This is a genomic window from Pseudomonas entomophila (genome assembly GCF_029478665.1).
In the GTDB taxonomy this organism is placed as follows: domain Bacteria; phylum Pseudomonadota; class Gammaproteobacteria; order Pseudomonadales; family Pseudomonadaceae; genus Aquipseudomonas; species Aquipseudomonas entomophila_F.
Window position 1 is genome coordinate 15358 of record NZ_JARPQB010000005.1, and the last position, 18869, is coordinate 34226.

Consider the following 18869-nt stretch of genomic DNA (forward strand, 5'->3'; position numbering starts at 1 on the left):
GGGCTTGAGCGAGCCGGGGGAGGTGATCGACGCCGAGGCCGACGGCGCTGGCCGGGCGCGCTTCGTCCAGGTGTTCCTGGCCCAGCGGGCGCGCATGGAGGCGCTGGTGAGCCGGCGCATCGGGTGCCGCGCCACCGCCTCCGACCTGGTCCAGGACCTGTTCCTGCGCTTCTGGCGCCGCCCCGAGGTGAAAGTCGAAGCCCTCGACACCTACCTGCTGCGCAGCGCCGGCAACCTGGCCATCGACTACCTGCGCAGCGAAGGCTCACGTGATCGCGCTACCGAAGGCCTGCATTTCAACGACGACGAACCAGGTAGCCAGGCGCCCGAGCAGGCGCTGGAAGTTGTCCACGACCTGCTGCGCATCGAGTCGGCCCTGCGCGCCTTGCCCGAGCGTACCCGCCAGATCTTCCTGCTCAACCGTATCCACGGTTGCACCTACGGCGAGATCGCCAGAGCCATGCAGCTGTCCCAGAGCGCCGTGGAAAAGCATATGATGCGCGCCCTCGAAGCGTGCAAGGCGAGTGTCGCCGAAGCCGCCCCCCCACCGCGCCGGCCAGGGAGCGCCCGTCGATGAATGTTGAACAGCCGATCACCGCCGAGCAATCCCGGGCGGCCCTGCGTTGGCTGGGGCGGATCAACCAGCAGGCCGAGCAGGCGCACAGCGCGGCGTTCAAGCGCTGGCTGCTGGAGGACCCCGCTCATCGCCGTGCTTATGCCGAGGCCGAGGCCCTGTGGCGCCTGAGCGAAGCCCCGGCGGCGCGCCTGGCCGCCGAAGAGCAGGACAGCCTGCGCCAATATCTTGAGGCGATCCGGCGGCCTCGTCGCACGAACCATTTGCGTCGTTTTGCGGTGGCCGCCTGCCTGGTACTTGGGGTGGGCAGCATGGCGGGTTGGCATCCGCAGGCCTGGCTGCAGGACCTGCGCGCCGACTACAGCAGCGGCGAACAAATGCGCCAGGTGACCCTGGCGGATCGCTCGCAGCTGACCCTGGATGCCGGCAGCGCGGTGGCCGTGGACTTCGACCATGGCGAGCGGCGGGTGCGGCTATTGCGGGGCGCGGCGTTCTTCGAGGTGACCCATACCGGGCAGCCGTTCCTGGTCGAGGCCGGTGGCGGCGAGGTGCGTGTGCTGGGGACGCAGTTCGAAGTGCGTGAGCAGGGCGCCGGGGCCCAGGTGACCGTGCGCAGTGGGCGGGTGGCGGTGACGGCGGCCGAGGGGCAGCAGGCCCGGGAGCTGACCGCCAACCAGCAGTTGGCCTACGCCGAGGGCGTGGCGGGTGGTGTCGAGGCGGTGGACAGTGAGGTGCGGCTGGCCTGGCGCCAGGGCTGGCTGAATTACTACCAGGTGCCGCTGGGGCAGGTGGTCGAGGATCTGGCGCGTTACTACCCGGGGCGGATCCTGTTGCTCGATGGCGAGTTGGCGCAGCGCAAGGTCAGTGGCAGTTTCCCGGTGACGGAGCCGCTGGCGGCACTGGATTCGCTGGGCAAGGTGCTGGGCTTTTCGCGGCAGACGCTGCTGGGGCGGCTGACGGTGTTGCACTGATATTCAGCCCCCAAACGCAGGCGCTGTAGGAGCCAGCCTTGCTGGCGAACACCGGCGACGCGGTGGATGGCACCGGCAGTGCCGGTGTTCGCCGGCAAGGCCGGCTCCTACGGTGATCGCGCAGTGGCGCAAAAAATTTAGAGCAGGGGGTGAGGTACTTCATCACGGCATCCGTGTAGTGAGTGGAAGTGCGATTCATTCGCAAACGTTCATTCCTCTCACAGGTCAGCGTCCATGAAGTTCACCCCGCGTTGCGTCCCTCTCTGGTTCGGCCTTTGCGCCTTGCCCGCCCTGGCCCTGGCACCCCAGGCCCTGGCCGAACAGCAGCGCCAGGCCTATGCCTTCGCCCAGCCGAGCCAGCCGCTGGCCCAGGCGCTCAACGCCTTCAGCCGGGCCACCGGGCAAAGCGTGGTCTACACCCTGGAACTGCCACGGCAACAGGCGCCCGCGCTCAATGGCACGTTCAGCGCCGAGCAGGCCCTGCAGCAACTGCTGGGCAATTCCGGGCTGGCCTGGCGCCGCCTCGATGCCCGCACCCTGACCCTGGAACCCGTCGACACCTCCGGTGCGCTGAACCTGCAGGCCACCACCATCAACTCGCAGATGGACGACTACAGCTACCAGCCGCCGGCCAGCGCCTCGATCATGCGCGGCCAGGGTTCGACCCTGGACATCCCCCAGGCGATCAACGTGGTGCCGGCCCAGGTGATTCGCGACCAGGCGCCACGCAACCTCGACGACGCGCTGTACAACGTCAGCGGCATCACCCAGGGCAACAACTTCGGTGGCACCGCCGACACTGTGATGAAGCGCGGCTTCGGCGACAACCGCGACGGCTCGATCATGCGCGACGGCATGCCGGTGGTGCAGGGCCGTGCGCTCAATGCCAGCACCGAGCGGGTGGAAGTGCTCAAGGGGCCGGCGTCGCTGCTGTATGGCATCCAGGACCCGGGCGGGGTGATCAACGTGGTCAGCAAGCGCCCGCAATTGCAGCAGTACAACGCCCTCACGCTGCGTGGCTCGACCTATGGCAGTGGCAAGAACGGCAGCGGTGGCGGCTTCGACAGCACCGGCGCGCTGGGCGACAGTCCGTTCGCCTACCGGCTGATCGTCGACCATGAGGACGAAGACTACTGGCGTAACTATGGTGTGCACCGCGAGTCGCTGGTGGCGCCGTCGCTGGCCTGGTACGGCGAGGACACGCAGGTGGTGCTGGCCTACGAGCACCGCGAATTTCTCTCGCCGTTCGACCGCGGCACAGCCATCAGCAACCGCACCAACCACCCGCTGGACATCCCCGCCACGCGCCGTCTGGACGAGCCGTTCAACGACATGGAAGGGCGCTCCGACCTGTACCGCCTGGAGGTCGATCACCAGCTCGCCGACGACTGGAAGCTGCATGTCGGCTACAGCTTCAACCGTGAAACCTACGACGCCAGCCAGGTGCGAGTGACCGGCGTCAACGACGCGCGTGGCACGCTCACCCGCAGCATCGACGGCACCCATGGCGCCATGAGCCGTGACCAGTTCGCCACCTTCAGCCTCAACGGCAGCGTGCAACTGGCGGGGCTGCAGCATGACTTGCTGGTGGGTGTCGACCACGAGGATCGCAAGGTCTACCGCGCCGACCTGATCCGCCAGGCCAGTCGCTCGACCTTCAGCTACCTCGACCCGGTGTACGGCCGCGAAGTCGAAGGCAGCACCGTGCGTGCAAGCGACAGCGACCAGACCGACAAGCTGCGCACCGACGCGCTGTTCTTCCAGGATGCCCTGCACCTGGACGAGCACTGGATCCTGGTGGCGGGTGCACGCCTGCAGCAGTACGACCAGTACGCTGGCCGTGGCCGCCCGTTCAGTGCCAACACCGATACCCGCGACCGCGCCTGGGTGCCCCACGCGGGCGTCGTGTACAAGGTGGACGAGCAGCTGTCGTTCTATGGCAGCTACAGCGAGTCGTTCAAGCCCAACTCCAGCATCGCGCCATTGACCGGCGGGCTGGTGCTTGACTCGTCGGTCGCCCCGGAGGAGGGCAAGTCCTGGGAACTGGGGGCCAAGCTCGATATGCCCGGGCGGCTCTCCGGCACCCTGGCGCTGTTCGATATCACCAAGCGCAATGTGCTGGTGTCCAACTTCGATACCAACACCGGCGAAACGTTGTACAGCAACGCCGGTGAAGTGAGCTCCCGTGGCGTGGAACTGGACCTGGCCGGCCAGCTCAGCGAGCGCTGGAGCCTGATCGGCGCCTATGCCTTCACCGATGCCGAGGTGACCAAGGATCCGGACCTGAAGGGCAACCGCTTGCAGAACGTCGCCCGCCACAGCGGTTCGCTGTCGGCGGTGTACGACTACGGCAGTTTGTTCGGCGGTGATCGACTGCGCCTGGGGGCGGGTGCCCGTTATGTAGGGGAGCGTGCGGGGAATGCGACCAACGACTTCGACCTGCCGGCCTATACCGTCGCCGACGCCTTCGCCAGCTACGAGACCCAGCTCGACGAGCACAAGGTACGCCTGCAACTGAACGTGAAGAACCTGTTCGACAAGGTGTACTACAGCTCGGCGGTGAACCGGTATTTCGTGGCGATCGGCGATGCGCGGCAGGTGAGCCTGTCGAGTACCTTCGAGTTCTAGATTGCTGGGACCGCGTTGCGGTCCTTTCGCGGCACAAGGCCGCTCCTACAGGAGACCGCGTACCTCTGTAGGAGCGGCCTTGCGCCGCGAAAGGGCCGCAAAGCGGCCCCCGGATCAACCGGCAAATGCTGCCCGGTACTCTCCCGGCGTCGCCCCCAGCGCCTGCCGGAACCGGTTGCTGAAATGGCTGGCGCTGGCGAACCCGCACAGCAACGCCACTTGCCCCAGCGGCAGGTCGCCCAGGCGCAGCAGTTCGCAGGCCCGGTGCAGGCGCCTGGCCAACAGGTACTGATGCGGCGGCAGGCCGAAGCTGGCGCGGAACATCCGGGCAAAGTGGTATTCGGAGAGGTTGCAGCGCAACGCCAGCTCGCCGAGGGTCAACGGTTGGTCGAGGTGGGTCTCGATGTACTCCACCAACTGCCGGCGCAAATGCGGCGCCAGTCCGCCCTTGAGCTTCAACCCCGCGCGCAAACCGGCCTGGTGCAGCACGGCGTGGTCGATGATGGCGTGGGCCAGGCTGCTGGCCAGCAGGCGTTCGCCGGGCTCGGCCCAGTCCAGGTGGATCAGCTGGCGGAAGCGCCGGGCCTGTTGCGGGTCGTCGAGGAAGGTTGCTTCGCGCAGCTGCATCTCGCGGGGCTCGCGGTCGAGCAGGCGGGCGCAGCCGAGGGCGAACTGTTCCTCGCTGATGTACAGGTGGGCCAGGCGGATCGAGCCGTTGATCACCCAGTTCGACTCGTGGCCGGCGGGCATGACACACAGTTTGTCCGGCGCGCCTTTGTCGGCCGGGCGCTGGCGGCGGAAGGTGCCGGTGCCCTCGGCGATGTAGCAGGACAGGGTGTGGTGGCTGGGGGCCTGATAGTCGCGGGCGTCGTGGCGGTTGCTCCACAGCGCCGCCGCCAGCCCGTCGCCCAGGTGCGCGCTCAGCTCCAGCTTGGCGTGGGGCGAGGCGTTCAGGACGTTGAAGACCTGCAGGTGATCGAGTGGGGGCATGGGCGACTCCTCTGGCGCCCATCGTACTGCGCGCGGGGCGGGCTGGCAGCTACCTGGGGTGGAAAAGCGCAAGTTTGTGCAAGCCGGAACAAACAGGGCGTTGGAAACTGACAGTGGGCTTGCCGGCGAAGGCCGCAACGCGGCCCTTGGCTCAATACCCGGAGGACTGCCATGAACCTGTCGCTCTACCTGCTCACCGTCCTGATCTGGGGTACCACCTGGATCGCCCTGAAACTGCAGCTGGGCGAGGTCGCCATCCCGGTGTCGATTGTCTACCGCTTCGCCCTGGCCGGGCTGATCCTGTTCGCCTTCCTGCTGCTCACCCGCCGCCTGCAACCGATGAACCGCCGCGGCCACCTGGTGTGCCTGGCCCAGGGGTTCTGCCTGTTCTGCGTCAACTTCATGTGCTTCCTCACTGCCAGCCAGTGGGTCGCCACCGGCCTGATCGCCGTGGTGTTCTCCACCGCCACCTTGTGGAACGCGATCAACGCGCGGATTTTCTTCGGCCAGCGCATCGCCGCCAATGTGCTGGCCGGCGGGGGCCTGGGCCTGCTTGGGCTGGGCTTGCTGTTCTGGCCGGAGCTCTCGCACCACGCCGCCAGCCGCGAGACCCTGTATGGCCTGGGGCTGGGGCTGCTCGGCACGTTGTGCTTCTCGGCGGGCAACATGCTGTCCAGCGTGCAGCAGAAGGCCGGGCTCAGGCCCATGACCACCAATGCCTGGGGCATGCTGTACGGCGCCTCGATGCTGGCGGTGTATTGCCTGGCCAAGGGCATTCCCTTCGATATGGAGTGGAACGTCCGCTACATCGGCTCGTTGCTGTACTTGGTGATCCCTGGCTCGGTGATCGCCTTTACCGCCTACCTGACCCTGGTCGGACGCATGGGGCCGGAGCGGGCAGCGTATTGCACGGTGCTGTTCCCGTTGGTGGCGCTGAATGTGTCGGCGGTGGCCGAGGGGTACCAGTGGACGGCGCCGGCGTTGCTGGGGCTGGTGGCGGTGATGGCGGGGAATGTGCTGGTGTTTCGCAAGCCCAAGCCCAAGGCCAAGCCTGCGGCAGTGGCCTTGGCACGTTGAAGGATGGCCGACAACTGTTAGATGTGACAGGTGCACGCTCTGGAGGGCTGGCTAGACTTGGCCGGGAGTCCTAGCCCGGGGAAGGGGAATGTCACTATCGTCGTCATGGAACAGGCCGCTCACGTCGGTCCAGCTGTGGCTGCTGTTATCGGCAGCCTTGGCACTGCATATCGTGCCATTGCTCATGGCCGACATGCCCTTCATGGATGACTTCGAACGTCAGCATCTGGCACGCAATGATTGGGTGGAACTAGGCCGGCCATTGGCATCTGTGTTGCTCGCAGCACTCAGTTTTGGGCCGTGGGCTGTCAACATCTACCCATTGCCAATGCTGCTGGCCGTGTTGGTTGCAGCACATGCCCTTGGCTGCCTTGTTCGGCAATGGTTTGCGGTTCCCACCCTCAGTTCCGTGTTGGTCGTGTTGCCGCTCTGGTATCAACCCTATTTCCTGCAGAATCTTTCCTACCATTACGACAGCGCGTCAATGGTGCTCTCGATGGTCCTCAGTCTTTGGGCCATTACTTTGTGGAATGGGCGTTTCAGCCATTGGTTCTGGGGCGTGTTGTTGGTGGCGGCGGTGGCTGCTCTCTATCAACCCGGCGTGAATGTATTTGCCGGGCTTTGCGCCATTGAGGTGATGAGGCTGGTCATGAATGGTCAGGCTCTGCCGGTAGTCTGTCGGTATGCCGTTGCTCGTCTGGGGCAGTTGCTGCTGGGGTGCATGATTTACTACTTCAGTTGCACCTGGATGATCCGCCCTGGCCGTTTAGGGCTGTTGGCAATCGATGGCCAGTGGTTGAGTGAAGTGGCGAGGCGCTCAAGGGAAACGACCGATGTCGTCGGTTTGTTGATCACGCCATGGGTTGGCTGGATTTTGCTCGGGCTGGCTCTGCTCGCCGGCTATGCACTGGTACGCGCCATTCTGCAGGTATGGCGTCGCCCGTTCGGTTGGGGGCAGCGACTGGGGCTTGTCTTCGCCCTGATACTGCCGCTGCCTGTCGTGGCCCTGTGTGTGTCGGGGATCATTCTGTTCCTGGTGAATTTCGATACGAATTCGCGCTTGTTGATGGGGCTCGGCGTGCTCCTGGCCCTGCTGTTCTATCTGGTTCATGGCGCTTTGGCAGGCTCACCGCGCACGCGTGTCGTGATCCTGACGATTCCTCTGCTGTTCATGTTGTCGTTTTCATTTGCCTATGGGCGGATTCTCGTTTTGCAGAAGACGTTGCAACAGGCGATCACTCAGTCGTTGGCACACGACCTTTCCACCGGGCCGGAGTTAGCGACGGCCAAGCATTACTACCTCCTTGGTTTCTGGCTGGAGCGCCTATGGATTCCGGCCGCAAGGGAAACGATTCGGCTGATGCCAGCCCTTGAGAAAGTCGACCCCTACAAATTCTTGCTGTTGCCGGAAATGCTGCCGCGCATGGGGGTCGATGATTTTCATGCTTTCCATGAGAGTCCTCCTCTTGGGCGACGCCAGGTTCTAATGCTCAGCCCCACGCCACTCGTCGTGGGCAGGTTCTATGACATCCATCTGGTCGGCGATGCCGCTTATGTATTGTTCAAGAATCCGGAGGCAGACAAGTGATATTGAGGCGTTTCTCTCGGTATGCGCTGGTGGGTGTTGGCAATACGCTGGCACATTGGCTGGTGTTCCTGGGGTTGCATCTGGCCCTGGGTCTTAGCCAGGCTCAGAGCAATTTCCTGGCCTTTGCAGTGGCGGCCAGCCTGTCGTACCAGGTCAATGCCCATTACACCTTCGCCGTGCGGCCCACAGGGCGGCATTACTTGTTGTTCCTGCTGGGCATGGGCTGCCTGAGCCTGGCCCTGGGTGCGCTGTCCGACTGGGCGGGCCTGCCACCGTGGCTGACCCTGGTGACCTTCTCGACCGTCAGCCTGGTGGTGGGCTACAGCTTTTCCCAGGCTGTGGTGTTCCGCCGGAGGGCGCCATGAACATCACTCTGATCGTGCCGGTGTTCAACGAGCAAGACACCCTCGAGCGCTTCTACTACGCCGTGCGCGAAGAGCCGACCTTGCAGGGCATGACGGTCGAGATCCTGTTCGTCAACGATGGCAGCAGCGATGCCAGCGAGCGCATCTGCGCGGCGCTGGCGGCGCGTGACGAGTGGGTGACGGTGATCAACTTCTCGCGCAACTTCGGCAAGGAGTCGGCGCTGTTCGCCGGCCTCGAGTACGCCGATGGCGATGCGATGGTGCCCATCGATGTCGACCTGCAGGACCCGATCGCGCTGATCGCGCAGATGGTCCAGCGTTGGCAGGACGGCGCCGACGTGGTCCTGGCCAAGCGCCGCAGCCGCGCTACCGACACCCCGCTCAAGCGCTGGAGCGCCGGGCTCTACTACCGCTTGCACAACCGCATCGCCTCCACCCAGATCGAAGAGAACGTGGGTGATTTTCGCCTGCTCGACCGCAAGGTGGTCGAGGCGATCCGGCAGATGCCCGAGCAGCAGCTGTTCATGAAGGGGGTGTTGTCATGGGTGGGCTTTCGTACCGACATCGTCGAGTACGATCGCCCGGAGCGTGCCGCAGGCAACAGCAAGTTCGGCTTCTGGCGCCTGTGGAACCTGGCGCTGGACGGCATCACTTCGTTCAGCACGGTGCCGTTGCGGCTGTGGTCCTACGTCGGCGGCGGCGTGTCGTTGTTCGCCTTGCTGTACGCGGTGTTCCTGGTGATCGACAAGGTGCTGTTCGGCAACGACGTGCCGGGTTATCCGTCGCTGATGACGGCGATCCTGTTTCTCGGTGGGGTGCAGTTGATCGGCATCGGCATCCTGGGGGAGTACATCGGGCGGATCTACCAGGAGACCAAGCACCGGCCGCGGTATGTGGTGCGCAAGGTGTTGGGCAGGCGGCGGCAGCCGAGGTGATCACGCTCTCCCGGTCAACCGCGATACCCCTGTAGGAGCCAGCCCTGCTGGCGAACAGCGCCGCGCACAGATCCCAGGCTTGCATTGGCCCCGGTTCGCCAGCGAAGCTGGCTCCTACAAGGTCGCGCCAACCGGCAGGAAACGGCGATCGCGCTTCAGTGCTTCCACACCTGCGGGTTCACCAGGTCCCGTGGCCGCTCACCCAGCAGCGCCGCGCGCAGGTTGTCCAGTGCCCGGTTGGCCATGGCTTCGCGGGTTTCGGCGGTGGCCGAGCCGATGTGCGGCAGGGTCAGGGCGTTGGGCAGCTTGAACAGCGGCGAATCGCTCAGCGGCTCCTTTTCGTACACGTCCAGCCCGGCACCGCGAATCGTGCCATTTTGCAGCGCATCGACCAGCGCCGCCTCGTCCACCACCGGCCCACGGGCGACGTTGACCAGGAACGCACTGGGCTTCATCAGCTTCAGTTCACGAGCGCCGATCAGCTTGCGGGTGGCCTCGGACAGCGGCACCACCAGGCAGACGAAATCGGCTTCGCCCAGCAGTTCGTCCAGGTTGCGGAACTGCGCGCCCAGCTCTTGCTCCAGCGCGGCCTTGCGGCTGTTGCCGGTGTACAGCACCTGCATGTTGAAACCGAAGCGGCCACGGCGGGCGATGGCCGCGCCGATGTTGCCCAGGCCGACGATGCCCAACTTCTTGCCGTGCACATCGCTGCCGAAGTGCGCCGGGCCCACGGTGGCCTGCCACTGGCCGGCCTTGGTCCAGGCGTCCAGCTCGGCGGTGCGCCGGGCGCAGCCCATGATCAGGGCGAAGCCCAGGTCGGCGGTGCTTTCGGTGAGCACGTCGGGGGTGTTGGTCAGGGCGATGCCGCGTTCGTTGAAGTAGTCCAGGTCGTAGTTGTCGTAGCCCACCGAGACGCTGGACACCACCTCCAGCTTGCCCGCGCCTTCGAGCTGCGCGCGGCCGAGCTTGCGGCCCACGCCGATCAGGCCGTGGGCTTCGGGCAGGGCTTCGTTGAACTGGGCATTGATGTCGCCGAGCTTGGGGTTCGGCACGATCACGTTGAAGTCTTGCTGCAGGCGTTCGGCCATGGCCGGGGTGATGCGGCTGAAGGCCAGGACGGTCTTTTTCATCGGGCTGCTTCTCTGCAAGGCGGGAGGACGGAGTCGGGCGCAGAGGGGGCCGCGGTGCGGCCCATCGCGGATAAATCCGCTCCCACCTGTTTTCTGTAGGAGCGGATTTATCCGCGATGGAGGGCGAAGCCCTCCCATGGCCCTGTCTGCCAGACGCTGGAATCAATGGTTAGCAACCTACCATTGTCCCCACCCCCAATGCAGCCCTTTTTCAGTTGGCGATCAGCACCTGGTGGGTCTTCAGGTCTGCCTCATGGGCGGCGAGGATCTCCGGCAGCGAATTGCGCAGGTACTCGACCCAGGTCTTGATCTTGGCATCGAGGTACTGGCGCGACGGGTAGATCGCGTACAGGTTCAGCTCCTGCAGGCGGTACTCCGGCATGATCCGCACCAGGCTGCCGTCGCGCAGGCCGTCGATGGCCGAGTAGATCGGCAGCACGCCCACCCCCATGCTGCTGCGGATCGCGGTCTTCATCGCGTCCGCCGAGTTCACCTGGAACGGCGAGCTGGTGATGTTGACCATCTCCTGGCCTTCCGGCCCGTCGAACAGCCACTTCTCCAGCGGAATCACCGGGCTGACCATGCGCAGGCAGGCATGCTTGAGCAGATCGGCCGGCTTGTGCGCGGTGCCGTGGCGGGCCACGTACTCGGGCGAGGCGCAGACGATGCTGTAGGTGATGCCCAGGCGCTGGGACACGAAGCCTGAGTCGGGCAGCTCGCTGGCCAGCACGATGGAAACGTCGTAGCCCTCGTCCAGCAGGTCGGGCACGCGGTTGGCCATGGTCAGGTCGAAGGTGACGTCCGGGTGCGACTCGCGGTAGCGAGCGATGGCGTCGACCACGAAATGCTGGCCGACCCCGGTCATCGAATGCACCTTCAACTGCCCGGCGGGGCGGGCGTGGGCGTCGCTGGCCTCGGCCTCGGCTTCTTCCACGTAGGTAAGAATCTGTTCGCAGCGCATCAGGTAGCGCTTGCCGGCCTCGGTCAGCGCGATGCGCCGGGTGGTGCGGTTGAGCAGGCGGGTTTGCAGATGGGCTTCCAGGTTGGAGACCGCCCGCGACACGTTCGCGGTGGTGGTGTCCAGTTGCGCCGCGGCGGCGGTGAAGCTGCCGAGCTGGGCCACGCAACTGAAAGCACGCATGTTTTGCAGGGTGTCCATGGGTCACTCTCGGTTTAGAGGACAAAATTGTGACATGAAGTAACGGAGTTTCGCCTCCGACTAAAGCCGGATTATCGCTGTTTTGGTAACAAAGATTCGCAGGATTATGCGCTTATCGCCAGTGCGGGCGGCCCCTAGAATTGCCCGGCCCCTCCACCTCTTCCTCGGGAAATCGCCGCTGTGCCGCGTCGCCACCTCAGAGCGCTCCATGCGTTCAGTGCCTGTGCCCTTTGTCTCACCTTGAGCGGCTGTATCGGAACCTGGGGCATCGCCCCGCAAAGCAAGACACTCCAAGCCAACCAATTGACCACCGACGCCGCGATCCGCGAGGCCGCGCGCGACGCCCACTGGCCGGCCCAGCAATGGTGGCGTGCTTATGGCGACCCGCAGCTCGACGCCTGGGTCGCCCAGGCGCTGGCCGGCAGCCCGAGCATGGCCATGGCCGCCGCGCGGGTGCGTGAAGCCAAGGCGATGGCCGGCGTGGTCGAGTCGGCGGAAAAGCTGCAGGCCAACGGCAATGCCACGCTCAAGCGCCACAACTGGCCGGAGGATCAGTTCTACGGCCCCGGCGCGCTGTCCGGTGCCAACACCTGGGACAACAATGCCGCCATCGGTTTCAGCTACGCCCTGGACCTGTGGGGCCGCGAGCGCAATGCCAGCGAGCAGGCCGTGGACCAGGCGCACATGAGCGCCGCCGAAGCGCGTCAGGCCCAGCTGGAGCTGGAGAGCAACGTGGTGCGCGCCTACATCCAGCTCAGCCTGCATTACGCCCGGCGCGATATCGTCCAGGCCGAGCTGGCGCAGCAGGAGCAGATCGTCGCCCTGGCCAAGCGTCGCCTCGACGGCGGCATCGGTACCCATTTCGAAGTCAGCCAGGCCGAGGCGCCGCTGCCGGAAACCCACCGGCAGATTGACAGCCTCAACGAAGAGATCGCCCTGGCCCGTAACCAGCTGGCCGCCCTGGCCGGCAAGGGGCCGGGGGAGGGCGCGAAGCTGCAACGCCCGACCCTGACCCTCGGCGCGCCGCTGAAACTGCCGTCGAACCTGCCCGCCGAACTGGTCGGCCAGCGCCCGGACGTGGTCGCCAGCCGCTGGCAGGTGGCGGCCCAGGCCCGTGGCATCGACGTGGCCCATGCCGGCTTCTTCCCCAACGTCGACCTGGTCGGCAGCCTCGGCTTCATGGCCACCGGCGGCGGCCCGCTGGAGTTCCTCACCGGGCGCAAGTTCAACTACAACGTGGGGCCGGCCATCAGCTTGCCGATCTTCGACGGCGGTCGCCTGCGTTCGCAACTGGGCGTGGCCTCGGCCGGCTATGACATGGCGGTGGCGCGCTACAACCAGACGGTGATCGGCGCGCTGAAGAACATCTCCGACCAACTGATCCGCCGCGAGTCGATGAAGGAGCAGGCGCACTTCGCCACCGAGTCCGTCGCCGTCGCGCAGAAGACCTACGACATCGCCACCGTCGCCTTCCAGCGTGGCCTGACCGACTACCTCAACGTGCTCAACGCCCAGACCCTGCTGTTCCGCCAACAGCACGTGCAGCAGCAGGTGCAGGCCGCGCGCCTGATGGCCCACGCCGAACTGGTGACCGCCCTGGGCGGTGGCCTGGAGGCGGGCAAGGACGTGCCGGACGAAGAGCGTCAGGCCGCACCGCAAACGCCGGCCACCCTGGCCATCTTCGACCAGCCGGACCACGCCGAATGAGCACACTGAGCTTGCCCCTGCGCTGGCTGCAAAGCCTGGAATGGCGCCGGGGCTTCTTCGCCTGGGCGCGTACCGACGGAGTCACCTGGGTCTACATCTTCAAGGTGCTGGCCGCCGCGTTCATCACCCTGTGGCTGGCCATGCGCCTGGAGCTGCCGCAACCGCGCACGGCGATGATCACCGTGTTCATCGTCATGCAGCCGCAGAGCGGCCATGTGTTCGCCAAGAGTTTCTACCGGGTGCTGGGCACCCTGGCCGGCTCGGCAATGATGATCGCGCTGATCGCCATCTTCCCGCAGAACACCGAGCTGTTCCTGCCCAGCCTGGCACTGTGGGTGGGCCTGTGCTCGGCGGGGGCCATGCGCTACCGCACCTTCCGCGCCTACGGTTTCGTGCTGGCGGGTTATACGGCGGCGATGATCGGCCTGCCGGTGCTGCAGCACCCCGACCAGGCGTTCATGGCGGCGGTGTGGCGGGTGCTGGAGATCGCCCTGGGGATCCTGGTCTCGACCTTCGTCAGCGCCGCGATCCTGCCGCAGTCGGCCAGTGCCGCCATGCGCAATGCCCTGTACCAGCGCTTCGGCGTGTTCGCCGGGGTGGTGGTCGAGGCCTTGCGCGGCGACAGCCAGCGCGACCGTTTCGAGACCAGCAACGTGCGCTTCGTCGCCGAGGCGGTGGGCCTGGAGAGCCTGCGCAACGTCACCGCCTTCGAAGACCCGCACATGCGTCGGCGCTCGGGCCGCCTGGTGCGCATGAACAGCGAGTTCATGGCCATCACCACGCGTTTCAACGCCCTGCACCGCTTGCTCGAACGCCTGCGCGCCCGTGGTCCGTTGCAGATCGTCGGCGCCATCGAGCCTGGCCTGGAAACCCTGGCCGAGCTGCTCAAGCCCTATGTGGGCCGGGCCTTGACCGATGCCGACGCCTTGCGCCTGGCACTGGAGCTGGGCACCTACAAGGATGGCCTGCAGGCCCAGGTGCGCGGCCTGCGCGCCGAGTACCTGGAGACCAACCCCAGCGAGTCCGACCTGCTCGATTTCCACACCGCTTTCGAGCTGCTCTATCGCTTCGTCGACGAGATGTACAGCTACGCCGAGACCCATGCCTCGCTGGCCGTGCACAAGCACGAGCGCGAACAGTGGGACGAGCCCTACGTGGCCCAGACCAGCTGGCTGGTGTCGCTGGCCGCCGGCGTGCGCGCCTCGGCGGTGCTGTTGCTGCTGGGCAGCTACTGGCTGCTCAGCGACTGGCCCAGCGGCGCCATGATGACCCTGATCGCCACGGTCACCGTGGGCCTGTCGGCGGCCTCGCCGAACCCCAAGCGCATGTCGTTCCAGATGGCCTGCGGCACGGCGATCGGCGCGTTCATCGGGTTCTTCGAGACCTTCTTCGTGTTCCCCTGGATCGACGGTTTCCCGCTGCTGTGCATGGTGCTGGCGCCGGTGTTCGTGCTGGGTGCGTTCCTCGCCTCACGCCCGGCCTATGCGGGCTACGGCCTGGGCCTGCTGGTGTTCTTCGCCATCGGTTCGGTACCCAACAACCTGACGGTCTACGACCCCTACACCTTCATCAACGACTACATCGGCATGGTCATCGGCATGTTCGTCTGCGCCGCGGCCGGGGCGATCATCCTGCCGCCCAACAGCCGCTGGCTGTGGAGCCGCCTGGAGCAGGAGCTGCGCGAGCAGGTGCTGTTCGCCATCGGCGGGCGCTTGCGCGGGTTGGGCTCGGCGTTCGAGAGCCGCACCCGCGACCTGCTGCACCAGGCCTATGGCCTGGCGGCCGGCAAGCCGCAGGTGCAGAGCGAGCTGATGGGCTGGATGTTCACCGTGCTGGAGATCGGCCACGCCATCATCGAGCTGCGCAAGGAGCAGGCCCGCGCACCGGTGCACCCGGCCTACGCCGAGTCGCAGCCCTGGCGCCAGGCGATCCGCGTGATGGGCCGGGCCCTGGCGCGATTGTTCCTGCAACCCAGCGCCAGTAACCACGAGCGCGCCCTGGTGGCGGTGGACCATGCCATCAGCCGCGTGCAGGCCACCGACGAACCGTTCGCCCGGCACTTCGACACCTCGGTGCTGCGCCGGGCGCAGAGCTACCTGCACTTCATCCGTTCCTCCCTGCTCGACCCACAGTCGCCGCTGGCTCCGGCGAAAGGACTGCACGATGTTCCGTGAAACCATGCCCCGTGAGATCGCCTTCCATGGCGTGTACATGCCCACCATGACCTTGATGTTCCTGTTCGCCCTGGGCCTGGCCTGGGGCCTGGACCGGTTCATCGCCAGCCATGATGGCTATCGCTTCTTCTGGCACCCGGCGCTGCTGCGCCTTTCCCTGTTCGTCTGCCTGTTCGGCGCCCTGGCGCTGTCGCTCTACTGGTGAGAAACCTTCGATGAAAAAGTTCTTCAGCCTGATCGCCACCCTGCTGGTGCTGGCCGCTGCCGTGGTGATCGGCCGCCAGTTGTGGCTGCACTACATGACCACGCCGTGGACCCGTGACGGCCGGGTGCGCGCCGACATCATCAACGTCGCCGCCGACGCGCCGGGCTATGTGGTGGATGTGCCGGTCAAGGATAACCAGCGGGTGAAAAAGGGCGATGTGCTGATCCGTATCGACCCCGAGCACTACCAGCTGGCGGTGGACCAGGCCAAGGCGCTGGTCGCTTCGCGCAAGGCCACCTGGGAGATGCGCAAGGTCAACGCCAAGCGCCGTGCCGACATGGACAACCTGGTGATCTCCAGGGAGAACCGCGACGACGCCAGTAACATCGCCAACTCGGCGCTGGCCGACTACCAGCAGGCCCAGGCCCAGCTGGCGGCGGCCGAGCTGAACCTCAAACGTACGCAGATCGTCGCCACCGTCGATGGCTACGTGACCAACCTGAACATCCACAAGGGCGACTACGCCCGCACCGGCGAGGCGGTGATGGCGGTGGTGGATGAGCAGTCGTTCTGGGTGTATGGCTTCTTCGAGGAGACCAAGTTGCCCCATGTGAAGGTGGGCGATGTGGCCGAGTTGCAGATGATGAGCGGCGAGCGCCTCACCGGGCATGTGGAGAGCATCGCCCGGGGTATCTACGACCGCGACAACCCACAGAGCCGCGAGCTGATCGCCGATGTGAACCCGACCTTCAACTGGGTGCGGCTGGCACAGCGGGTGCCGGTGCGCATTCATATCGATGAAGTGCCGGATGGGTTCCTGCTGGCGGCGGGGACGACCTGTACGGTGGTGGTGAAGCCGGGCGAGGAGTGAGTGCTGCTAACTGGGCCTGACATGCGCAGGCCCGCACTCGTTCAGCAATTGATCCCAATCGTCTGGAGGGTGGCCGGTCAGCAGCATCTTTTGAAAGACTTTGTAAGCGTCGTCGCTGCTGTCGTAGGCCCGCTTGCAAGATTCGTCATTGACCCATGCCAGTACGATGATCCGGCTGGAAGTGTGGTAGCGAAAGAACAACCGGTATTGCTGGAAGAACTTGGCTCTGAACCAGTGCTTGTGGTCACTGCCCAGCGTTGCGCCCTGCCGGTACTCCACTTTGGTCGGGTCCTGGGGAATGACATCAAATGCCAGGCGCCTGATGGCCGCCAGCCGCTTGAAAGCGTTCTTCTTCGTGTAACCCGCCGGGTCTTTCTGCATCTGGGCCTGAACTTGCGTGCTCAGCGCTTCCAGTTTGGCCAGGAACAGCGGGTGGGCAAAGACGGTCCATCCATGAATTACAAGCGGCTTCCTGTTCGCATCATTCATTCATCATCCGCCGACAGAGGTTGATCAAGGTCGACCTCTGCATCACCCACGAGCTTGTCGAGGCGAGCGATGAGGCCAGCATCGACAACCTGCAGCCGTTGAGGATTGGTTGCGATGTCGTGAGCCAGAAAATTCAGGAACTGGCCTAGCACGGGATCGTCCTCGGTTGCCTCCGCGCGGGTGAGTATCACATCACCGTCCGGGCGAATCGAGTAATGGATCTTGTCACGCTTTTTCAAACCCAAAGCACGGCGCACCGTTTCAGGAACGGTAGTCTGGTAGCGATCGGTCAGCGTGGACTCGACTTCGAAGGTGGTAGCCATGGGCAGTTGTCCATAGAGTTACAACGATGCTCATCAAGGTAATGCGATTGCATTGCTTGGTCAATGCAGTTGCATTACCTGACTGATCAGCGGTTCAACTAGCCCCCACCAACACCGGCACCTCGACCCGGTCAATCACCTTCGCGCTGATCGACGGGTCCAGCAACCGCCCCAGCCGCGACAGGTGGCGGTGGCCCATGATGATCAGCTCGCAGTTCAGTTCCTGTGCCTTGCCGACGATCGCCTCGACCGGCTGCCCGGCGACCATGCAGCCCTGGCTGCTGAAACCGGCCTGTTGCAGCAGCTCCACCGCTTCGGCCACCGCGCGGTCACCCAGGCGTTGTTCCTCGCAGGCGGCGGGGTATTCCTCCAGTTCCTCGGCGGTGTAGGGCGCGGGCTTGTCGTGCACGGCGAAGGTCGAGTCGATGGCCAGCAGCACGTGCAGGGTGTGTTCGCCCGGGCGGCAGTAGCGGCGGGCGAGGTCGAGCAGGGTGTTGCTGGCAGGGGAGGCGTCGATGGCGATCAGGACCGGGCGCGGCATGGGGGTTCCTTGAACAGGGCTGGCGGGCTTGCCTTTGAAGGGGGCACGCCATTCTTGATGCATTCCACGCTCGAATAAATGGCCCTCCACGCACGGTGCCATTGCGCCTGACGCAATCCAGCAACCTGATACCATCGCGTTTCCCACAGCTGTAACGGAAAACGGCCATGCAACTCCCGGACATGAACCTGCTCGTCGCCCTCGATGCCCTGCTCGATGAGGGCAGCGTGGTCGGCGCCGCCCAGCGCATGAACCTGAGCCCGGCGGCCATGAGCCGCACGCTGGGGCGTATCCGCGAGGCCATGGGCGACCCGATCCTGGTGCGTGCCGGCCGGGGCCTGGTGCCGACGCCCCGGGCGCTGGCCCTGCGCGACCAGGTGCGGGCGCTGGTGGAGCAGGCCGGGCTGGTATTCCGCAGTGGCGATGAGGTCGACCTGCCCAACCTTGATCGCGCTTTCAACATCCGCACCAATGACCTGTTCATCGCCCTCTACGGCGCCCGCCTGCTGCACATGATGCTCGCTCAGGCGCCGAACACCGTGCTGCGCTTCGTCCCCGAGCACCAGGGTGACGACGACCTGGTATTGCGCCATGGGCAGATCGACCTGGTGGTCAGCTCGAGCATCGAGCTGGGGCCGGAGATCAAGGTGCAGAGCCTGTTCGATACCTGGTTCGTCGGGCTGGCGCGGGCGGACCACCCGATCTTCGACGATGCGATCACCCCGGAGCGTTTTGCCCTGTACCCGCAGATCAGCGTATCGCGGCGCGGGCGGGCCAATGGGCCGATCGATGTGGAACTGGGCAGCCATGGCGTGCAGCGGCGGGTGGCGCTGATCACGCCGAGTTTCCATTCGGCGATGTTTTCGCTGCCCGAATCGGATTTGATCCTGCCGATGCCGGCGAACATCCTGGGCAGCGTGAAGAAGTTCGGCCTGCCGCTGCGTTCGTTCGAAATTCCGGTGCCGTTGGAGAGGGTGCGGGTGATGCAGGCCTGGCACCCGCGTTTCGACAACGACCCGGCGCATCGCTGGTTGCGCCAGACCATGCGCGCCTGCTGCGCGGGTGAGCCTTGAGCATCACTTGAGACGTGCAGGGCCCTGTAGGAGCGGCTTTAGCCGCGAAAGGGCTGCATAGCAGCCCCA

General features: G+C 65.4%; 18 protein-coding genes. 12 read left to right on the forward strand and 6 right to left on the reverse strand.

Going from position 1 to position 18869, the window contains the following annotated elements; genetic code table 11:
• The first annotated feature begins 4 nt into the window (after nt 1-4).
• From P5705_RS03970 to P5705_RS03980, 3 genes are all read left to right on the forward strand, one after another.
• Entirely contained in the window at nt 5-577 is a 573-nt protein-coding gene (locus tag P5705_RS03970) for an RNA polymerase sigma factor (protein ID WP_277459662.1), read from the forward strand.
• Nucleotides 574-1545: a FecR family protein gene (locus tag P5705_RS03975; RefSeq protein ID WP_277459663.1), complete on the forward strand. Its 972-nt coding sequence runs from the start codon at nt 574-576 to the stop codon at nt 1543-1545. Before P5705_RS03970 ends, P5705_RS03975 begins: the two co-directional genes overlap by 4 nt.
• Nucleotides 1546-1779: 234 nt before the next feature.
• Complete coding sequence (locus P5705_RS03980; RefSeq protein WP_277459664.1) at nt 1780-4173, forward strand: TonB-dependent siderophore receptor; 2394 nt, start codon at nt 1780-1782, stop codon at nt 4171-4173.
• Nucleotides 4174-4287: 114 nt separating this feature from the next.
• On the opposite strand, the gene P5705_RS03985 is transcribed toward P5705_RS03980, so the two are convergent.
• A complete protein-coding gene (locus tag P5705_RS03985; protein WP_277459665.1) occupies nt 4288-5163 on the reverse strand; it encodes a helix-turn-helix domain-containing protein in 876 nt (291 codons plus the stop codon).
• A 171-nt stretch (nt 5164-5334) separates the two neighbouring features.
• On the opposite strand from P5705_RS03985, the gene P5705_RS03990 reads away from it, so the two are divergent.
• From P5705_RS03990 to P5705_RS04005, 4 genes are all read left to right on the forward strand, one after another.
• Complete coding sequence (locus tag P5705_RS03990) at nt 5335-6240, forward strand: DMT family transporter (protein ID WP_277459666.1); 906 nt, start codon at nt 5335-5337, stop codon at nt 6238-6240.
• A gap of 88 nt (nt 6241-6328) precedes the next feature.
• Nucleotides 6329-7828 carry a glucosyltransferase domain-containing protein gene (locus tag P5705_RS03995; protein ID WP_277459667.1) on the forward strand — a complete coding sequence of 500 codons (1500 nt, stop codon included), beginning with the start codon at nt 6329-6331 and terminating at the stop codon, nt 7826-7828.
• Nucleotides 7825-8193, forward strand: coding sequence for a GtrA family protein (locus P5705_RS04000; RefSeq protein WP_277459668.1), 369 nt, complete (start codon nt 7825-7827; stop codon nt 8191-8193). Before P5705_RS03995 ends, P5705_RS04000 begins: the two co-directional genes overlap by 4 nt.
• Nucleotides 8190-9128, forward strand: coding sequence for a glycosyltransferase family 2 protein (locus tag P5705_RS04005; RefSeq protein WP_277459669.1), 939 nt, complete (start codon nt 8190-8192; stop codon nt 9126-9128). Before P5705_RS04000 ends, P5705_RS04005 begins: the two co-directional genes overlap by 4 nt.
• A 155-nt stretch (nt 9129-9283) precedes the next feature.
• On the opposite strand, the gene P5705_RS04010 is transcribed toward P5705_RS04005, so the two are convergent.
• On the reverse strand, nt 9284-10258 hold the full coding sequence (locus tag P5705_RS04010) for a 2-hydroxyacid dehydrogenase (RefSeq protein WP_277459670.1): 975 nt from the start codon (nt 10256-10258) through the stop codon (nt 9284-9286).
• 211 nt (nt 10259-10469) lie between these two features.
• Nucleotides 10470-11417 (reverse strand): LysR family transcriptional regulator, encoded by a 948-nt coding sequence (locus tag P5705_RS04015; protein ID WP_011535608.1) that lies wholly within the window; start codon nt 11415-11417, stop codon nt 10470-10472.
• 180 nt (nt 11418-11597) lie between these two features.
• Here P5705_RS04015 and P5705_RS04020 point away from each other — a divergent pair, with 180 nt between their 5' ends.
• The 4 genes from P5705_RS04020 to P5705_RS04035 are packed head-to-tail and all read left to right on the forward strand — an operon-like array spanning nt 11598 to nt 16374.
• Complete coding sequence (locus P5705_RS04020) at nt 11598-13124, forward strand: efflux transporter outer membrane subunit (protein WP_277459671.1); 1527 nt, start codon at nt 11598-11600, stop codon at nt 13122-13124.
• On the forward strand, nt 13121-15298 hold the full coding sequence (locus tag P5705_RS04025) for an FUSC family protein (protein WP_277459672.1): 2178 nt from the start codon (nt 13121-13123) through the stop codon (nt 15296-15298). Before P5705_RS04020 ends, P5705_RS04025 begins: the two co-directional genes overlap by 4 nt.
• Before the next feature lie 4 nt (nt 15299-15302).
• Complete coding sequence (locus tag P5705_RS04030; protein WP_008097766.1) at nt 15303-15503, forward strand: DUF1656 domain-containing protein; 201 nt, start codon at nt 15303-15305, stop codon at nt 15501-15503.
• Between the two features lie 10 nt (nt 15504-15513).
• Entirely contained in the window at nt 15514-16374 is an 861-nt protein-coding gene (locus P5705_RS04035; protein WP_277459673.1) for an efflux RND transporter periplasmic adaptor subunit, read from the forward strand.
• A gap of 6 nt (nt 16375-16380) precedes the next feature.
• Here P5705_RS04035 and P5705_RS04040 read toward each other — a convergent pair whose 3' ends face one another.
• The 3 genes from P5705_RS04040 to P5705_RS04050 form a co-directional block, all read right to left on the reverse strand.
• The gene (locus tag P5705_RS04040) at nt 16381-16863 is read right to left on the reverse strand and encodes a type II toxin-antitoxin system YhaV family toxin (protein ID WP_277459674.1); all 483 of its coding nucleotides are present in this window, start codon (nt 16861-16863) and stop codon (nt 16381-16383) included.
• Complete coding sequence (locus tag P5705_RS04045; protein WP_277459675.1) at nt 16860-17186, reverse strand: type II toxin-antitoxin system PrlF family antitoxin; 327 nt, start codon at nt 17184-17186, stop codon at nt 16860-16862. The genes P5705_RS04040 and P5705_RS04045 overlap by 4 nt, the downstream gene beginning before the upstream one ends.
• A 94-nt stretch (nt 17187-17280) precedes the next feature.
• Nucleotides 17281-17727 (reverse strand): universal stress protein, encoded by a 447-nt coding sequence (locus P5705_RS04050; protein ID WP_277459676.1) that lies wholly within the window; start codon nt 17725-17727, stop codon nt 17281-17283.
• Nucleotides 17728-17894: 167 nt separating this feature from the next.
• On the opposite strand from P5705_RS04050, the gene P5705_RS04055 reads away from it, so the two are divergent.
• On the forward strand, nt 17895-18800 hold the full coding sequence (locus P5705_RS04055; protein ID WP_277459677.1) for a LysR family transcriptional regulator: 906 nt from the start codon (nt 17895-17897) through the stop codon (nt 18798-18800).
• Nucleotides 18801-18869: the final 69 nt, after the last annotated feature.

Excerpts from the sequence above, each read along its gene's own strand:
- P5705_RS03975 (WP_277459663.1), top strand. The coding sequence starts at position 574 with ATGAATGTTGAACAGCCGATCACCGCCGAGCAATCCCGGGCGGCCCTG.
- P5705_RS03980 (WP_277459664.1), top strand. The coding sequence starts at position 1,780 with ATGAAGTTCACCCCGCGTTGCGTCCCTCTCTGGTTCGGCCTTTGCGCC.
- P5705_RS03985 (WP_277459665.1), bottom strand. The coding sequence starts at position 5,163 with ATGCCCCCACTCGATCACCTGCAGGTCTTCAACGTCCTGAACGCCTCG.
- P5705_RS03990 (WP_277459666.1), top strand. The coding sequence starts at position 5,335 with ATGAACCTGTCGCTCTACCTGCTCACCGTCCTGATCTGGGGTACCACC.
- P5705_RS03995 (WP_277459667.1), top strand. The coding sequence starts at position 6,329 with ATGTCACTATCGTCGTCATGGAACAGGCCGCTCACGTCGGTCCAGCTG.
- P5705_RS04005 (WP_277459669.1), top strand. The coding sequence starts at position 8,190 with ATGAACATCACTCTGATCGTGCCGGTGTTCAACGAGCAAGACACCCTC.
- P5705_RS04010 (WP_277459670.1), bottom strand. The coding sequence starts at position 10,258 with ATGAAAAAGACCGTCCTGGCCTTCAGCCGCATCACCCCGGCCATGGCC.
- P5705_RS04015 (WP_011535608.1), bottom strand. The coding sequence starts at position 11,417 with ATGGACACCCTGCAAAACATGCGTGCTTTCAGTTGCGTGGCCCAGCTC.
- P5705_RS04025 (WP_277459672.1), top strand. The coding sequence starts at position 13,121 with ATGAGCACACTGAGCTTGCCCCTGCGCTGGCTGCAAAGCCTGGAATGG.
- P5705_RS04030 (WP_008097766.1), top strand. The coding sequence starts at position 15,303 with ATGCCCCGTGAGATCGCCTTCCATGGCGTGTACATGCCCACCATGACC.
- P5705_RS04035 (WP_277459673.1), top strand. The coding sequence starts at position 15,514 with ATGAAAAAGTTCTTCAGCCTGATCGCCACCCTGCTGGTGCTGGCCGCT.
- P5705_RS04040 (WP_277459674.1), bottom strand. The coding sequence starts at position 16,863 with ATGAATGATGCGAACAGGAAGCCGCTTGTAATTCATGGATGGACCGTC.
- P5705_RS04045 (WP_277459675.1), bottom strand. The coding sequence starts at position 17,186 with ATGGCTACCACCTTCGAAGTCGAGTCCACGCTGACCGATCGCTACCAG.
- P5705_RS04050 (WP_277459676.1), bottom strand. The coding sequence starts at position 17,727 with ATGCCGCGCCCGGTCCTGATCGCCATCGACGCCTCCCCTGCCAGCAAC.
- P5705_RS04055 (WP_277459677.1), top strand. The coding sequence starts at position 17,895 with ATGCAACTCCCGGACATGAACCTGCTCGTCGCCCTCGATGCCCTGCTC.